The sequence below is a fragment of the Desmonostoc muscorum LEGE 12446 genome, assembly GCF_015207005.2.
In the GTDB taxonomy this organism is placed as follows: Bacteria; Cyanobacteriota; Cyanobacteriia; order Cyanobacteriales; family Nostocaceae; genus Nostoc; species Nostoc muscorum.
In genome coordinates this window covers 4,462,629-4,476,896 of the sequence record NZ_JADEXS020000001.1, presented here as the reverse complement: position 1 = coordinate 4,476,896, position 14,268 = coordinate 4,462,629, and the positions used below count along the sequence as shown (strand labels likewise).

Here is a 14,268-nt window from a genome sequence, read left to right as displayed (position 1 = left end):
GCCCAATGCCCCATGCCCAATGCCCAAAAGTACCATAGATATCATTCTGATATCAGCCAAGCGTTCAGCATGACCCGATTATCAGCTTGATTTATCACTAGAAACTCCGGAGATCCCGCTTGTCCATCGACAATCGGGAATGGGATGATGAGGATACTGTGGGAAATTTTAATCACTGTTCAGTTATCAACGATCGGTTACCAAACTGATGCGGGCAACCCAAACCCAATAAATGAAAGTGTTAACTGTTAACTGTGAAAAATAACCCCAGAAAGAGTGAGAAGCTCAAAGAGTGCTAACCCGTCGTTAAAAACAATCATATTATGGCTGTTGCAACCCAATCCCTCGAAGAACTTTGTATTAACTCGATCCGCTTCTTGGCTATTGACGCCGTAGAAAAAGCAAAATCGGGACACCCAGGGCTGCCGATGGGCGCGGCTCCCATGGCCTTTGTACTATGGGATCGCTTTTTGCGGTTTAACCCCAAAAATCCGAAATGGTTTAACCGCGATCGCTTTGTCTTGTCCGCTGGTCATGGTTCGATGTTGCAGTATGCCCTACTTTACCTGGCAGGCTACGATAGCGTCACAATTGAAGATATCAAGCAATTTCGTCAGTGGGAATCCAAAACCCCTGGACACCCAGAAAACTTCATGACCGCAGGTGTGGAAGTCACCACTGGGCCACTAGGTCAAGGAATTGCCAATGGAGTCGGTTTGGCGATCGCCGAAGCACACCTCGCCGCAAAATACAATAAAGCCGATGCTAAGATTGTTGACCATTACACCTACGTAATTTTGGGTGACGGTTGCAACATGGAAGGCATTTCTGGTGAAGCTTGTTCTTTCGCAGGACACTTGGGATTAGGCAAACTCATCGCTCTGTACGACGACAACCACATCTCCATCGACGGTTCCACAGATGTGGCATTCACCGAAGATGTTTCTAAGCGCTTTGAAGCTTACGGTTGGCATGTCCAACACGTTCAAGAAGGTAACACTGACCTCGAAGCGATCGCTGATGCCATTGAAGCAGCCAAAGCTGTCACCGATAAGCCTTCTTTTATTAAGGTAACAACCACCATCGGTTACGGTTCCCCCAACAAAGCAAACACCGCTGGTGTTCACGGTGCTGCTTTGGGTGGAGACGAAATAGCATTGACACGTAAAAATTTGGGTTGGGAATACGAGCCTTTTGTAGTTCCCCAAGACGCCCTCAATCATGCACGTAAAGCTGTTGAACGCGGCGCAGGCTATGAAGCTGAGTGGAACAAAGTATTTGCTGACTACAAAGCTAAGTATGCCCAAGAAGCAGCCGAATTTGAACGCTACGTCAGCAGCAAACTGGCTGATGGTTGGGATAAAGTACTACCCACCTACACTCCTGAAGACAAAGGACTACCAACCCGCAAACACTCGGAAACCTGCCTCAACAAACTAGCAGCAGTTTTACCTGAGTTAATCGGTGGTTCTGCTGACTTGACCCACTCCAACCTGACTGAAATCAAGGGCAAAGGCGACTTCCAGAAAGGGCAATACGAAAACCCCAACATCCACTTTGGTGTCCGGGAACACGCTATGGGTGCCATCTGTAATGGTATTGCGTTGCACGGTTCGGGATTAATTCCCTACGGTGCTACCTTCTTGATCTTCACAGACTACATGCGTGCTGCCATCCGCTTATCCGCCCTCTCTCAAGCTGGGGTGATTTGGGTGATGACTCACGACTCCATTGGACAAGGTGAAGATGGCCCAACCCACCAACCCATTGAAACTTTAGCTTCCCTGCGGGCTATTCCTAACCTGACGGTGATTCGTCCCGCAGATGGAACAGAAACCTCTGGTGCTTATAAAGTGGCGATCGAAAGAGCAAAAGAAAATGCTCCAACTTTGTTGGCATTCACCCGTCAAAATGTCCCCAACTTGGCAGGTACTTCCATTGAAGGCGTAACCAAGGGTGGTTACACAGTGGTGGATTCCGACGGTACACCAGAATTGATCCTAATTGGCACTGGTTCAGAATTGAGCCTCGCCGTCACCGCAGCCGAGAAACTCACAGCCGAAGGTAAGAAAGTCCGTGTTGTTTCGCTACCTGCATGGGATTTGTTTGAAGCCCAGGATGCAGCTTATAAAGAGTCTGTATTGCCGAAAGCTGTCACCAAGCGCTTGGCTGTAGAAGCTGCCTCCAGTTTCGGCTGGCACAAGTACGTAGGTACTGAAGGCGACGTTGTTAGTATCGATCGCTTTGGTGCTTCCGCGCCAGGTGGTGTTTGTCTAGAGAAGTTTGGTTTTAGCGTTGATAATGTGTTAGCCAAAGCTAAGCAATTATTGGGTTAATAGCAACAGAATATTTTGAAATTTTTGTGGGGTGGGCATCTTGCCCGCCTTTTTTTGTTTTTTAAACGCAGAGGAGCGCCAAGGCATACGCAGAGGTTCGCTGAGGATAATTGTTTATAATTGAAGTAATTTAGTAAATCATTGTGAGGAAGATATGCAGGAAATTTCAAGCCAAAGAGATGCCTTAGTCGCTCGAATATTACCAATTGTAGAAAAGTTGTTTCAAGATAATAATTTATATCAATTGAAATTAGACAAACAAGAAATGGTAGAAATGTTAGTAAATATGTTTGGACAGTTTTCACCGGAAGACATGAAAGCTATTACCGAACTAGATCTAACACGCAGAATTGATAAGATTCTTGTCTTAGAAGCTGTTTCTGGTACGTTAAATGATTTGACACCTGAGCAAATCAAAATGTACGATGAAGCGGTAAAACGAAAATAAATCCAGTGACTTATTTATTAGATACAAATATTGTTATAGGACTAGTATTTGATTTCTGAAAAAGCTCCGTACATCTGTAAAGTGTCAAAATCAAAGTTAGTGTGTCGGAGAAACCACTCAAACATCCATTTGAGATGAGAGAACGAAGGAATCAAAGCACAGAAACGCCGCACCCAGGTTTTAGCTTGTAACCAAATATCCTCAATTGGATTTTGTGATGGGCAATTAGGAGCGAAGCGAACGCAATGAATTTTCCACTGGTCTGGAGACAAACCTTGGTTTATCTCTCCTAAAAAGTTTTGAACCAGATGTGAACGATGGTAAGAAGCACCATCCCAAAAAAGCAGTAATCGTTGGTTGGGAGACTGGTCTAATAAATAACGTAAATAATCAATTGTATTGTCTGAATTGCCAGCATTGTAAGCTTTAAGAAGCAACTTACCATCGAGATAATCAACCGCCCCGTAGTATGTCTGCTTCTCTCGTTCGTTAACGATGCCAATTGCTATTTCTTGGTCAGTTTTTCCCCAGACATAACCAGTTACGTCTCCCCATAACAGATGGCACTCATCTATTAGTAATACTCTCAGTCTTCCTTCTTCTATCTCCTCTCTATTGCTGTCCAACAATTTTTCAATCTGTTTTTTTTTGCAGCTACAGCCTCAATGTCCGCCTTTGGGTTTAAGCCAGTAGTTTTTTTCCAACTAATTCCCGCCGCGTCAAATAAATCATAATAACTCCGTTTCGATTCGTAGATGACATCATATTCAAAAGCCAATTTGTATTCCAGTTCACCAAGCTCCCAAATCTCCTTAGTTTGCAACCAACTTAATACTTCTTGTTGCTGTTCATCGCTCAGGTAACTCTTTCTGCCTTTATAATTTAAGCGCAATCCGCAAATTCCATATTCCTTATAAGCTTGCTTCCAGCTTGTTATTGAACCAACAGAGACATCTAAAATTGTTTGAATTTCCTCATACTTGTAGCCTTGATAAACCAGTTTCACTGCCAAAGCTTTTCTCACCTCACGGGCATCCGGGCGATTATCTATAAATTCTTGTAGTTCTGCGTTAGCGAAGCTCACCGAAGGTATCGCAGGTTGTAGATGCTGCTCTATCATTGTTCGCTCTTAGACAGATATCTCTCTCCGTATTATCTCGTACACTTTTTCAGAAATCAAATATGATTCCTATAGATACGGTAAACACTACGTGGTTTAGCATGACAAATCAAACTTTCATGTCCGGAAAACCGTACTCTATATTTAATTTATTTTGTCAATGTGTAGTCGCCAGAATGACCGAATAAATAGCCAAGGCCTTCTCTAGACTGAATATAACTTCATGCTTTGAGTAGAAGTAATTATGACTTTGTAAATGTCATGATGTATGTGTTCTCAAACAATAAATAGTTGCTGTTGTCCAAACGAAAAAATCAGATTTTGTCTGACCCCAGTAACTTTGAACTTTATTCAATTGTTTGATGTTTTGAGAAGGTAACATAATGAATACAATCCTAAAACGCACACTTTTACCCAGCCTCATGGCTGCAAGCTTAGCTGGTGTTACTCTAGTACCCGCTAAACCGGCTGCTGCTGACGATCAAGTACTACGCGATATCGGTATTGGGGCTGCTACCAATGTGGTAACCGGGGCTATTAGGGGAAATGGTAGTTTCTTAGGTAATGCTGTTAAAGGTGGTGCCACTGGTGCAGCCGTGAACGGTGCAAATGGACTCAGAGGCGATCGCCGTCACCGCAACGCTGGTCAAGATATCGGTGTCGGTGCAGGCGCTAGCGCATTGACTGGTGTAATTACTGGCGATCGCAAAGATACCCTTGGCAATGCTATTGATGGCGCAGCCGTAGGTGGAGCAATCCATCTTCTCACCAATGGCAAATAAACCTTAGGAACTTATTCCTTCCCTAATTTCTCTCCTTTTAGGATAAGTAGATCCAACCCCCCTTTCCTACTAGGAAAGGGGGGTTGGCGGCTTGCATTTACAGCAGATTTAAAGTTAGTAAAGTTCACTATCTAGGTCTTAAAGCTAGGTAGAGCAACTATTCTAATTCTGAATTCTGACTCCTGAATTCTGAATTCTGCTGTATATCACTATCAAGTTCAAATAACTTAATAGTAAAATCTAGCCCTTTAATGCCTTTCTAAAGTTTCGACGATAGGATTGGTTAGTAATAAACAAAGCTGGCCATAGCAAAGATAAACCAATGCGATTGGTCAAAGTTGGATTAAAATTAGTCCGTCCAAACCCATTCCAAAACTTCCAAACGCCGCCTACATAAACCACTACTAAGACAAAAACAATAAAGTTCATTCTCATCAACTCCGTTAGTAACTGACAAAATTTAAATTAAGTTTTACCACACGAGGTAAGTAGTTCATAACCAACATCGGTAAGGTATGAATAAACTCCTGAGTCTGTGACATCTAAGTTAATTAACGACACATTCTCCTATTCCAGTGTAAAGTAGCCTCACCCATCACAGCTAGTTATCGATAGTCGCAAGCTAGTCTAACGATGTAAAAGCTTGATTTTTGGGTGTTTTAGTGGCACATTCTCCTTGTAGGACAATCAAGCCTTTAGTTTCCAAAACAGAACAGTGCTTTAAAACGCCTAAGGGAGCAGGATTAGTTCCTTGTTGTAGCTTTAATGAAATATCTTCTGCTATGGACTGGCGTAATCTGCTTGATAACTTCAAATTTTTCTAATGCATTATTTTTATACTTCATACCATTTACTGAAAATAATGAAACAGATCGAAACCCTGAAAGCCAGACTAAGCAAGACTTTATTAATTACGAATTACGAATTACGAATTACGAATTAGTACCACCTACCCAATAAAGATAATATCGTTCACTATCCACCCAGTTTCTCTGAAAATCTTTAATCGGAACAATCTTCAAATCGTTGCGGTTGACATTAAGTTTTTGATTTAAAATCAGCAAAATTTTCTTTTCCTCATCTTGATTTTTCAATAGAGAATTAATTTGGCTTAATATCTGAACTTGTTCAACATCTTGACGACCTTTGTTAAATAGGGTGAAGCTTCCCATTTTTTGAAGCTCAGGATAGTAAAACTTTCGATTGAGATAACCCGATAAAGGAGCCATATTCGCATCTCTACTGGCAACAATAAACTCATTATCTAACCCAGCTTTTTGAATATATTGAGCCGTTTCACGACTGGCAGAAAATGGTAGAACTAAATCTCTGGAAAAACTATAAATACCGCCCAGAAACTGGACATAAAGAATTAACATCAAAGCCAGATGATGCCATTTTTGAACAAATGTAATTGAATTTGGACGAAGGGAAAACTTATTGAATAAAACTAGAGAATCTTGATAATAACTTCCCAGCCATAAAGCCGCTATCAGAATTAGATAGAAATGTCCAAAATGTCGAGGCATACCTGTAAATCTCAAGTATGTAAAGGCAAATATTATGCAATTTCCGATAATGTATAAAAATAAAGCAACTGGCTTTTTAGATAATTTAATCAAAGTTAAAATTGCAATAAATAAAGTAATTATTGCACAAATAATTAAATCTAGCCATTTTTTATGTTGAGGAATAATTAATAAATAACTACCAAATATTCTACCCATGCTTCTCAAGAAATGCCGGAAATCTAATTGCATTACCCAGCCATTATTTAACCCACCATAAAGATAACTATCTGTTGGAGGAGTAATAATATAAATGGATAGAATAAAAGAGAATATGATAATTAGAGTACTTAAAAATAAATCATATTTTTGACTTTGATTAAAATACTGTTTGCGATGTTCACTATCAAAACAAAATTCAGCTAGCAAAGTCAATGATAAAGAAAATGATACCAATAAACCATAAGCACTACTATTTGCTAGTAAGCCCAATAAAATTGCCAAATAAGCATAAGTTATTTTTCTGGATGAGAAAATTGTGCAGAATGCAAAAACAAACAACACACTAAAGGCATAGTTTCGAGAAATTAAAAGATATTCGTAAAAAATAAAGTAACCAAAGCAAAATAGAAACTTTTGTTGATATTTAAAAGGGCTATATAGGCAAAAAAGACTAACTGAGACAACAGTAATTGCCCAATGAAAAATTTGCATAATAATAGGATTGTCAACTATTTTCCTCAGAATTGCCAGGAAAAAATACCATAGAACAGGATGACCTTCATAACGAATATTTGCAATTAAATCCCCAAAAGATTCACTGTCTCTGACAATAAGCCAGGGATTTAGTTCATCTCGCCACATCGAATGGTTAAGAATACCTATTAAACCAAGAATAGAGAAAATAATTATAATAAACCAAGGAGAATGAAAAGGTAATCTTGAAGCATACTTGATGATTTTTTTGTTTAACATTGTTAACGCAAAATTAAATTTATAAAGAAGAAGTCAGGAGTCAGGATTCAGCATCAATTGAAGTCGGAATGATTGATATAGTAGCTATTTGCCGTGTCCGTGAGCGTCTGAAATATTGGTTTATGGGCCAAAAAATCTCAAAATTATTGCTTATTAAAACTCTATCCATTTATTATGGGTATGGTCTTCTAAATTTCTAATTTTTAAGTAGGTAGACATAATAAAACGTAAAATTTCAATCAATGAAATGATTTAACTGAGCAGATTTTACTTTCTGCCTCCCAACTCCTGAATTATGACTCATTTCTACTGATAATTTTCTGGCATACTCACTGGTGACAAACCAGCGATCGCTCTTAAGTTTTGGCAACGAATCAATTCGGTAAAATTTAAACTGGAACGCCCTTCAATTTTGGCTACCGCTTCAATAGCAGATAATAGGTGTCCTGCTGCTTCAACTTCTGAATAACCGCGCCGTTGTGCTACCCGAATTGCTGCTGCATCAGCGTTTAACTCTGACTCTTGAGATTTATTAGTCCGCCAGATGCGAACAAAGGCGATCGCACTTAATCCCCCAGCTACGGCTACACCCACCACATCCGATTGCGCTGCTTCCAATAATCCACCCAACAACCCCACCAGCACTACACCTTGATAAATGTCGGGTTTAAACCACCTCACTCCTGTCAACCAGCTAACCACCTGCAACAGCACCAAGTCTCGTTGTGGCTTTGTCAGGCGACGCCACAAATCGAAATTAATGTATATTGGTCGCGCCTGATTCCAGGGTTCAGGAAAGGAGGCGTCAATTACTTTTGCTTGCTCCGGCTTGCTAACAATTTTTGTCGTCATCCGACCAGAAGCAGGCATCACATCTAATAAACGGCGAATTTCAACATTTGGCTCCATAATTTTAATTATTAGCCATAATGTGCATACTGACTAGTTCCTAAAATATTGAATTTCTCAGAATTGAGAATAGTAGGACGGGCGAGATACCCATACCACAAAAATTATCTAGATTTGTGGGGTGGGCGTCGAGCCTGCCCTGAAAACTGGTGGAAGATATGAAAAAGATAAACTTTTTGTGTTAGTCTTTGATTTGTAATGTCTCGTTAATACTCTTAAAAAATAAGTGTTCTATTGTTGAAAGCTTCTATAGATTCAGACATATCAATAGGATAGACAAACTCTTAAGAATATTGATTCACTCATTTTACAGTGTTTTTCAGATTGAACTACACTACTCCCCAACGCCACTTGCTCCACTTGGGGAAACCCCAAGACCGCAGTGGCTCCTCCCTATTCCCTACTCCCTGTCCTAATCATGGACGCTTTTGCTCCCCTCGCACCTGAATGGACAAATAAGGCAATACATGCCTACAAATTTTGCTGTCCTAGTTGCTCCTCAAGTAGCCTTGAAGCTGAAAAAGTTTGGTTAAATCGGCGATCGCCCGTGCTTACAGAAGACCGTCGTCGTAAATGGCAAGAGTTCTATTCTTGTAACTGTGGTTGTGTGTGGTGGGCTTGGAGTAGCGATCGCCGCCCAAAGGATCTATCCAATCAGCCAGATCATAATCCTACATAGCCAATTTTTTCCCCAACAAAACAAAACCCCACCTTGAGGCGGGGTTTTATTTATCTAATTCTGAGATTTTAGAAGGAGAAAGTAGTACGCAAAGTACCTACATAAATGGTGTCATTGTTATTGTTGTGATCCGGATTGAAGATCACTAACAAGCCAGGGGTAATAGCAATGTTATCGCTGACCTGGAACCGATAAAGCGCTTCTGCATGATATGCGGTATCAAGATCTTCAACAGTTCCACCAACACCATCAGCAACATTACTGTCAGTTACTCTGGGTGATTGACCAAAGATAAAGCCCAATGTGCTGCCTTCTGTGCCAAAGTCTTTGAGAGCTAAACTGGCAGCCCAGTAAAATACATCTGTACTGTTACCAGCAGCCACGGCAGCACCAGCAGTTCTAGCTTCTACGTCGCTGAAGCCAGCCCAACCGCCAATGGTAAACCTAGAACTGGGTTTAAATGTAACTTGTACGCCATAATGGTTGGATTCAGTGCGAGCGCCATCAAATGCATCATTGGCTAATAAACTGCCGGTGGCACCAAATATATTATCGCCTCCAGTAACATAACTGCGAGCGTAGGTCAGACCAACACCAATCGCTGGATTTGGTTGAAAACTCAATTGACCGAAGAGAGTACTATCACCATTGAACAGCCCGTTACTAGCGGTAGGATCTTCAGCATTCGGAGCTAAGTATGCAGCACTCAAGCTGATGGGGCCTTTGGGATTCAAGGTAACAGTCAAACCAGCGCCACCAGAACCTTGGCGATAGATGGGGCTGAAACGTCCGTACCGAGAAATAGCACCTTTACCAGAACTAGCAAAGTCAGGGTTGAAGTTATTGACGTTTTCGTACAATTCAGCGCCGGTAGCATCAACTTTTACGCGTATTGCATCACCAAAGTTGAAAGCGTAGTTAACTTTATCGATGTCAACACTATTGCCGGTATCTTGTTCAAAGCCCAAACGGGTCATGTTAGTACCAGTTTGGTCGCTATTATTGACGATATTGCCAGCAGCCAACCGGATTTGCAATTGGTCTGTACCAGTGAAACTGCTGTACAAGTTCAAACGAACCCGGTTAGCGAAAGTGGTGTTGCTTTCAAGGTCAGCGTTATCGGCAGAATCGGTGTCTAAAGCTCCATCAACTACTTTCTCACCAAAAGCCTGAGTCACATTAAAGATTGCTTCCCCAACCAACTTCGTAGTAGTGGAGAATTGATTAGCTTCTAATTCAGCAGTGCGGGCTTCTAAGCCATCCACACGACCGCGCAGGGTTGCTAGTTCAGCAGAAAATTCTTCTTGTAAACGTTGTAGGGTAGCCAAGTCTTGTTTGTTTACCAAATCAGCTGTAGCTGTAGCAATCAGTTCGTTAACTCGGTCTAAACAAGCATTCAAGCCTGCGGCAAATTCATAACGGGTTAAAGCACGGTTACCGCGATAAGTACTGTTGGGGTAACCTGCAATACAGCCGTAGCGCTCAACCAAGGATTGTAAAGCTTGGAATGCCCAATCTGTCGGCTGAACATCGGAAAACTGAGAAACAGATGTTACTTGATCGATGTTGTTAGACTCTTGAGCTTGAGATAACTGGGCAACATTTGTTATTTGCTCGTTAACTTCACCAGCAAAGGCGCTGTTCGCAGTCACAAATGTAGCAGCTAGAACAACGGGACTAACCTTAATCAAATTCCAGAATTGTTTTGTCATGTTCTTATCTTTCACTCACACCTACTAATCCAAGGATGGTAAAGTGCTTAAAACACTTTACTTTTGGGTTATTTCACACATAATCACAGCACCGATTATACCTTATCTCCTGTGATTAATACAAGCAAATTAATATACTGCTCAATTAAAATTGCTAATTAATTTATTTTAGTAACCGCAAAATGATGCGGCGCTTGTGACGTAAAATCGCTTCTTCTTCCTCAAACTGCTGTAGAAGTCGTGTAACTGTAACTCGCGTAGTGTTTAAGACTTCTGCAATATCCTGATGGGTAATATTCAGATCGATCAGCTTGCCTTTATCTATATCACGTCCAAATTTTTCGCTTAACCACAGCAAAAATTGCCATAAACGTAAGGAAATTGGTTTACGATGGACTATGCTCAGTAAATCTTCAGTTTGTTGAATGTGAGACAATAAAGCATCAACATCTTGATGCCACAAGTGAGCAGGCACAATGCTGACTTCTACAGCTGTGAGACATTCGATTTGATATGGTCTAATTCTAGATAAAGGATAGCCAATGAGATCTCCTAGTCCCCAATAACCAAGAGTGATGAATGTTCCGTCTTCGCCCCACGTTAGGGTACGAACTGCGCCATGTTCAATGCGCCAAAGCACATCATTCCGAAGCGGAATTACTTCCCGACGGGTAAATAAGTATTGTGATGCCTGTCCTTCTACAGCAGAATTGTTTGACAGCCGAGAAGAGTTTGGAGTGGGAATTGTGGAATACATCATGAACCGTAGGCACACAGACTATGAGGGAATATTGCTGCTTAAATTATTAAAAAAATCTAATATTTTCTCTATTAAATAATTCTCTATGCTGAGATTTCACTAACTAGCAGCTAAATCAAAACCTTGTCATCAGAATAGCTTTTGGTTCGAGCCATATATTAGTGACATAAAAGGAAATTTTTTAGCTGTTTACCCCTTACTTATAATTGTGCAAGTTTAAGAAAAGGTAAGCTTTTTGTAAAATGTTTAGTTAACTTAATTTTTTGGTTTTTTATAAAACTCATACCATTGATAAAAATCTTTGGAACAGTACTTCGTATGAGTTAGGGTTTAAATCCCTAACTCATACCGTGATATCATGTCCGGCTAATCACTTATCATTAAAATCTCTTTGCGTCCCCGCATCACCCTAAATAATAATAGGACTTACGCATTGACCGAAGAAGCAGGGGAGCAGGGGGCAGGGGGCAGGGGAGAAAGATACTGAAATTCCTCTGCAAAAAGGGTTTCAAGCCCCTAAATTTATTTATGCACAAAAGCAAAAATATTTATTTCGAGATGCATAGCACGAGAAATGATGCGTCCTTGTTTCAAGCCCCTAAATTTATTTATGGGGTTTCCCCCCTGCTAAGAGTCCCCTGCCCCTTTTCCTCTTCTTTGACACAAAATACCAAATATGGATGATTCAAAAACCAGGTCTTTCGTAGGGGCACAGCAATCCCGGTGGGGGAGAGGCTTTGAAACCCAGTTTTAATTTTTCTCTGCTTGTATGAAACCACCCTGCGTTCGTGTATGGGTTGGGGTAGTTTACGAGCGTTGACCAGTGACGATATATGCTACCCTTTGACCGATATTAGTGGCATGATCTGCCATGCGTTCAAGACAACGAATCGCCAGTGCCAACAGTACAATTGGCTCAACGACGCCTGGTACATCGCGTTGTTGAGCTAAAGCCTGATAAACGCGATCATAGGCATCGTCTACAGTGTCATCTAAGTGCTTTAAACCCCGCCCACCTGCTTCATCAAAATCTGCCAAAGCCACTAAGCTAGTTGCTAACATTGCCTGGGCGTGACGGGACATGACTTCAATATCTGGTAGAGACGTGTGAGGCGCATAAGGAAAGATTTTAATCGCAATCTCAGCTAAATCCTCAGCATAATCACCAATGCGCTCTAAATCCCGCACTAGCTGCATAAAAGCACTCAAGCAACGCAAATCTTGTGGTGTAGGGGATTGCAGCGTCATAATCGCTGTACAGTCTGACTCTATTTGTCTATAAAAGCGATCGATTTTTTTATCTAATCGGGGAAGTTCCTCAGCTGCTGCTAGGTTACGAGCAAATAACGCTTGGTGGCTGAGGCGAAATGATTGTTCCACCAAAGCTCCCATGCGTAATACATCCCGTTCTAAACGCCTAATACCGCGTGCCAGTTGGGGTCTCTGAGAATTGGGACTGTAACGGACAGCTTTCACACTTGTAATCTCAAACGTGAAGATATTTTTAACAAGAAAGAATTCAGGAGTCAGGAGTCAGAATTCAGAATTAATTCTGTGTGACTGGTGGATGAATAAACGGTGGAACACTCGCGCGTAATTTTCAATTTGGTGGTCTACAGTTAGTGGTGGGTCTGAATCCCCCACTAAAAGATTGCTGAATTCTGAATTCTGAATTCTGTATTCTTCTTCAACTATAGTCTTGGCTTAGGCAGTTTGCCATGACTTGAGGAAATTGAATTTGCATCCACGCCCCACCTGTTTCTGGATGGTTCATAGCTTTGATTGAACCACCGTGAGCGAGAAGAATTTGTTGAACGATCGCTAAACCTAAGCCATTGCCAACAATCGCCCCTATAGAATTATTATCTTGCGGGGAATGGGTTCTGGCTTTATCTCCCCGATAAAATCGCTCAAAAACATGGGGCAAATCTGCTTGGGAAAAGCCTACTCCCGAATCAATAAGATTTATTTCGAGGGATGAAGAACCACCATTGACACCATTATTATTTGTTGATAGGATTTTCGCCTGGACGTGAATGGAAGTAGAAGGAAGACTATACTTAATGCTGTTGTCCAGTAAGTTGAGAAAAACCTGGTAAATGCGGGCTTGATCTGCCTTAATCCAAAGATTTTCTGGCCCAGAATAGTTCAGAGACACATGTTGCCGCTGTGCTAATGGTTCTAGGGTTTCCCAAACAGATGCAATTAGCGATCGCAATTCCACAGCTTCGGTTTGCAATTGCATGTTGGGGTTTGCTTCCATTTGGGTGAGTTCTAACCAGCTTTGCACCAAACTAATCAGCCGGTCAACTTCTTGCATGAGGCGGTTAACCCAGCGATTTAAAGGCGGTTCCAAGCGGTTTTGTAAAGTTTCTACAACCAAGCGAATGGAAGTCAAGGGCGTTCTGAGTTCATGAGCTAAATCAGAAAAAGAGCGATCGCGTGCTTGATTTATATCCAATAGGGGTTGACGATTTTCTAAAAATACCCCTACTTGTCCATTTGGTAAAGGCAAGCTACACGCCCGCAAAGTCAAAGATTTGATTGTCGGTATCTCTGCGGCATTATCACAAGATGGGTGAAATACCCACTCCTTCGTCTGTGGTTTTTGCCAATCACGAGTTTTTTCAATTAAATGATCGAGTTCATAAGACCGTACCAACTCCAACAACAAGCGCACCTGCCCTGGTTGCCACCTTTGCAAATTTAAAATTTCCTGCGCCTGCTGATTGCACCACAACAGTTGATTTTCTTCATCCACCTGCAAATATCCTATTGGTGCAAATTCCAGCAAGTCTTGGTAAGTTTGCAGCGACTGTTGCAAATCTTGTCGCTGCTGCCTTAAAAGCATAATTTCCTGCCGTAACCCAGGAATCAACGGCAGTCCTAGTTTGTCAGAATGGGAGGTTAACGGTTTGATTACGCGTCTCAGGTAGCGGTTAAGTTGAACCTGTTGCCAAACCCAAAACCCAATGCCTACCGCTAAACCCAGAAAAAATCCCAATAAGAGCATTTGAGTCGTTAGTTTTTTTGTGATTA

General features: G+C 41.4%; 13 protein-coding genes. 4 read left to right on the top strand and 9 right to left on the bottom strand.

The features are described from left to right. Positions 1 to 323 precede the first annotated feature (323 nt). Positions 324 to 2,336 carry a transketolase gene (gene tkt, locus IQ276_RS19190; RefSeq protein WP_193924755.1) on the top strand — a complete coding sequence of 671 codons (2,013 nt, stop codon included), beginning with the start codon at positions 324 to 326 and terminating at the stop codon, positions 2,334 to 2,336. 154 nt (positions 2,337 to 2,490) lie between these two features. Further along, the gene (locus IQ276_RS19185) at positions 2,491 to 2,784 is read left to right on the top strand and encodes a hypothetical protein (RefSeq protein WP_193924757.1); all 294 of its coding nucleotides are present in this window, start codon (positions 2,491 to 2,493) and stop codon (positions 2,782 to 2,784) included. Between the two features lie 41 nt (positions 2,785 to 2,825). Here the strand turns inward: IQ276_RS19185 and IQ276_RS19180 are convergent. Continuing rightward, positions 2,826 to 3,904 (bottom strand): IS630 family transposase gene (locus IQ276_RS19180; RefSeq protein ID WP_193926078.1). Its coding sequence is split into 2 segments (ribosomal slippage): positions 2,826 to 3,436 and positions 3,436 to 3,904, totalling 1,080 coding nucleotides; the frame shifts between segments, so codons are not numbered across the junction. Between the two features lie 383 nt (positions 3,905 to 4,287). Here IQ276_RS19180 and IQ276_RS19175 point away from each other — a divergent pair. Further along, positions 4,288 to 4,686, top strand: a complete 399-nt coding sequence (locus tag IQ276_RS19175) for a hypothetical protein (RefSeq protein ID WP_190876295.1) — start codon at positions 4,288 to 4,290, stop codon at positions 4,684 to 4,686. A 240-nt stretch (positions 4,687 to 4,926) separates the two neighbouring features. Here the strand turns inward: IQ276_RS19175 and IQ276_RS19170 are convergent, their stop codons facing one another. The 4 genes from IQ276_RS19170 to IQ276_RS19155 all read right to left on the bottom strand — a co-directional run bounded on the left by IQ276_RS19170 (position 4,927) and on the right by IQ276_RS19155 (position 8,078). Further along, positions 4,927 to 5,115, bottom strand: a complete 189-nt coding sequence (locus IQ276_RS19170; RefSeq protein WP_073643164.1) for a hypothetical protein — start codon at positions 5,113 to 5,115, stop codon at positions 4,927 to 4,929. A gap of 193 nt (positions 5,116 to 5,308) precedes the next feature. Next, a complete protein-coding gene (locus tag IQ276_RS19165; protein WP_193923756.1) occupies positions 5,309 to 5,500 on the bottom strand; it encodes a hypothetical protein in 192 nt (63 codons plus the stop codon). Between the two features lie 118 nt (positions 5,501 to 5,618). Then, positions 5,619 to 7,169: a hypothetical protein gene (locus tag IQ276_RS19160; protein WP_193923758.1), complete on the bottom strand. Its 1,551-nt coding sequence runs from the start codon at positions 7,167 to 7,169 to the stop codon at positions 5,619 to 5,621. 306 nt (positions 7,170 to 7,475) lie between these two features. Further along, on the bottom strand, positions 7,476 to 8,078 hold the full coding sequence (locus tag IQ276_RS19155; RefSeq protein ID WP_235115799.1) for a DUF3318 domain-containing protein: 603 nt from the start codon (positions 8,076 to 8,078) through the stop codon (positions 7,476 to 7,478). A gap of 418 nt (positions 8,079 to 8,496) precedes the next feature. On the opposite strand from IQ276_RS19155, the gene IQ276_RS19150 reads away from it, so the two are divergent. After that, positions 8,497 to 8,757: a hypothetical protein gene (locus IQ276_RS19150; RefSeq protein ID WP_193924158.1), complete on the top strand. Its 261-nt coding sequence runs from the start codon at positions 8,497 to 8,499 to the stop codon at positions 8,755 to 8,757. Positions 8,758 to 8,825: 68 nt separating this feature from the next. Here IQ276_RS19150 and IQ276_RS19145 read toward each other — a convergent pair whose 3' ends face one another. From IQ276_RS19145 to IQ276_RS19130, 4 genes are all read right to left on the bottom strand, one after another. Then, complete coding sequence (locus IQ276_RS19145; protein WP_193924160.1) at positions 8,826 to 10,469, bottom strand: iron uptake porin; 1,644 nt, start codon at positions 10,467 to 10,469, stop codon at positions 8,826 to 8,828. A gap of 163 nt (positions 10,470 to 10,632) precedes the next feature. Beyond that, a complete protein-coding gene (locus IQ276_RS19140) occupies positions 10,633 to 11,229 on the bottom strand; it encodes a Crp/Fnr family transcriptional regulator (protein ID WP_193924162.1) in 597 nt (198 codons plus the stop codon). 807 nt (positions 11,230 to 12,036) lie between these two features. Beyond that, positions 12,037 to 12,705 carry a phosphate signaling complex protein PhoU gene (gene phoU / locus IQ276_RS19135; protein WP_190876289.1) on the bottom strand — a complete coding sequence of 223 codons (669 nt, stop codon included), beginning with the start codon at positions 12,703 to 12,705 and terminating at the stop codon, positions 12,037 to 12,039. A gap of 211 nt (positions 12,706 to 12,916) precedes the next feature. Next, positions 12,917 to 14,242, bottom strand: coding sequence for a PAS domain-containing sensor histidine kinase (locus IQ276_RS19130; RefSeq protein WP_235115798.1), 1,326 nt, complete (start codon positions 14,240 to 14,242; stop codon positions 12,917 to 12,919). Positions 14,243 to 14,268: the final 26 nt, after the last annotated feature.

Excerpts from the sequence above, each read along its gene's own strand:
- tkt (WP_193924755.1), top strand. The coding sequence starts at position 324 with ATGGCTGTTGCAACCCAATCCCTCGAAGAACTTTGTATTAACTCGATC.
- IQ276_RS19185 (WP_193924757.1), top strand. The coding sequence starts at position 2,491 with ATGCAGGAAATTTCAAGCCAAAGAGATGCCTTAGTCGCTCGAATATTA.
- IQ276_RS19175 (WP_190876295.1), top strand. The coding sequence starts at position 4,288 with ATGAATACAATCCTAAAACGCACACTTTTACCCAGCCTCATGGCTGCA.
- IQ276_RS19170 (WP_073643164.1), bottom strand. The coding sequence starts at position 5,115 with ATGAACTTTATTGTTTTTGTCTTAGTAGTGGTTTATGTAGGCGGCGTT.
- IQ276_RS19160 (WP_193923758.1), bottom strand. The coding sequence starts at position 7,169 with ATGTTAAACAAAAAAATCATCAAGTATGCTTCAAGATTACCTTTTCAT.
- IQ276_RS19155 (WP_235115799.1), bottom strand. The coding sequence starts at position 8,078 with ATGGAGCCAAATGTTGAAATTCGCCGTTTATTAGATGTGATGCCTGCT.
- IQ276_RS19150 (WP_193924158.1), top strand. The coding sequence starts at position 8,497 with ATGGACGCTTTTGCTCCCCTCGCACCTGAATGGACAAATAAGGCAATA.
- IQ276_RS19145 (WP_193924160.1), bottom strand. The coding sequence starts at position 10,469 with ATGACAAAACAATTCTGGAATTTGATTAAGGTTAGTCCCGTTGTTCTA.
- IQ276_RS19140 (WP_193924162.1), bottom strand. The coding sequence starts at position 11,229 with ATGATGTATTCCACAATTCCCACTCCAAACTCTTCTCGGCTGTCAAAC.
- IQ276_RS19130 (WP_235115798.1), bottom strand. The coding sequence starts at position 14,242 with ATGCTCTTATTGGGATTTTTTCTGGGTTTAGCGGTAGGCATTGGGTTT.